Genomic DNA, 1854 nt, shown 5'->3' with positions numbered 1-1854 from the left:
TGGGCGCTCGCCATGACGATCGTCGCTTACTTCGGGATGCTCTACATGTCGAGCGGCTTCAGCGAGTTCATCTACTTCCAGTTCTGAGTGTGGGAGCCGCCGCCTTCGCTCGCTACAGCTGCGGGCTGCTCGCGGGCAGCCTGCTCCTTATGCTGGCGACCGCTGCCTTCAACCGCATCGTCGATCCGTTCCAGTATTTCGGCTACCCGCGCATCCCGGGCTTCAACGCGGTCAAGTCGCGGCTGCGCTTCTTCGAGCGGGAGGTCAAACCGGCGGTGGTCAGGCGCGAGCAGCCGGAGGCGGTCATCCTCGGCAGCTCGATCGCAGCGATCGGATTCGAGCCGCTGCACCCGGCGCTGACCGATGACGGGCGCGCGAGGAGCTACAACTTCGCGATGGCGGGCGCACCCTGGAAGGAGGTGTTCTGCGACCTCGAATACGTGCTCGCCCACACGCACGCGAAGCGCATCGTGTTCGGCATGGTCGCCCAGCCGATGCCCGACGCCGACTGCGGACGCAGCCTCGCCGCCATGGACGAGAACCGCCTGCCGGAGGTGCTCCTGTCGCCGCAGGCGGTGCAGCACTCGCTCAAGACGCTGCGCAGCCAGGACCCGCGCGAGCCTCAGACCCACACAGCGGAAGGACGCTACCTGTTCTTCCGCGACGATCCACGCGTCGAGCACCGGGCGCGCGTGTTCTTCGAGGAAAACCTGCGCGGCAAGAGCGGCTGTTCCGAGGCGCGCCTGCGCGCTTCGCTCGATGCGGCAGCCACGCCGCGGGCAACCGACGTCGCAACGCCATTCGATGTCTCCGGACTCGAACGCATCGTTGCCCAGGTGTCGGGCCGCGATATACAGCTCCGCATCGTCCTCTATCCGCGCCACGTGGTCGGTGCCGAAGCCGACTATCTGTGCGGCGAGGAGGCGCAGCGCTGGCTCGTCATGGACCGCGTCGCACGCTATCTCGAAGCGCATCCCCCGGCGCCGCCGGCCTCGGTCGAACTGTGGGACTTCCAGGGCTACGGGCCGCCGTTCGACGAACCGCTGGGAGGCGGTGTGCTCACCTACTGGCAGGACCCGATTCACTTCAACCCGGTGCTCGGTGACCGCATTCTCGATGCGATGTTCGGGCGCGGCGAACCGGGCGCGAACCCGGTGACCGGCTTCGGCTATCGCGTCGAGTCGGCCACACTCCCGGCGCGGCGTGCGTGGCTCGCCGAGCAGCGCGCGGCCTTCCTGCACGCCCATCCCGAGACCTGGGACACGCTCATGCGGCTGGTGCCGGCACACGTGCCGCGCCTGCTGCCGCACGCACCCTGAGGCCCGAGTCGTGCTGTTCAATTCTCTGGAGTTTTTGATTTTCTTTCCGATCGTGACGATCGGGTACTTTTGTTTGCCGCAGCACTGGCGCTGGTTGTGGCTGCTGATGGCCAGCTGCGTTTTCTACATGGCCTTCGTGCCGATCTACATCCTGATCCTGGTGGTGACGATCGTCGTCGACTACTTGGCCGGGCTGCTGATCGAGCGCACGCGAGGGCGCGAGCGCCGGCGCTATCTGGTGACGAGCATCATCGTGACCTGCGCGGTGCTGTTCGTGTTCAAGTACTACAACTTCTTCGGCACCAACGTGAACTGGATTGCCGACGAATTCAACGTGAACTTTGCGGTTGATCCGCTGGCGCTGATTCTGCCGATCGGACTGTCGTTCCACACCTTCCAGAGCCTGAGCTACGTGATCGAGGTCTACCGCGGCAACCAGAAGGCGGAGCGGCACTTCGGCATCTACTCGCTGTACGTGATGTTCTATCCGCAGCTGGTGGCCGGCCCCATCGAGCGGCCGCAGAACCTGCTGCAC

The 1854-nt window shown here is 65.4% G+C and carries 2 protein-coding genes; both read left to right on the top strand.

Annotated elements, in window-relative coordinates; genetic code table 11:
- Nucleotides 1-89 precede the first annotated feature (89 nt).
- The gene (locus JNK68_14265; GenBank protein MBL8541507.1) at nucleotides 90-1319 is read left to right on the top strand and encodes a hypothetical protein; all 1230 of its coding nucleotides are present in this window, start codon (nucleotides 90-92) and stop codon (nucleotides 1317-1319) included.
- Between the two features lie 106 nt (nucleotides 1320-1425).
- Nucleotides 1426-1854, top strand: a 429-nt coding sequence (locus JNK68_14260) for an MBOAT family protein (GenBank protein ID MBL8541506.1), incomplete at its 3' end; no start/stop codon positions are given.

The sequence above is a fragment of the Betaproteobacteria bacterium genome (assembly GCA_016791345.1).
Taxonomy (GTDB): Bacteria; Pseudomonadota; Gammaproteobacteria; order Burkholderiales; family JAEUMW01; genus JAEUMW01.
This window is presented reverse-complemented; position numbering and strand designations above follow the sequence as displayed.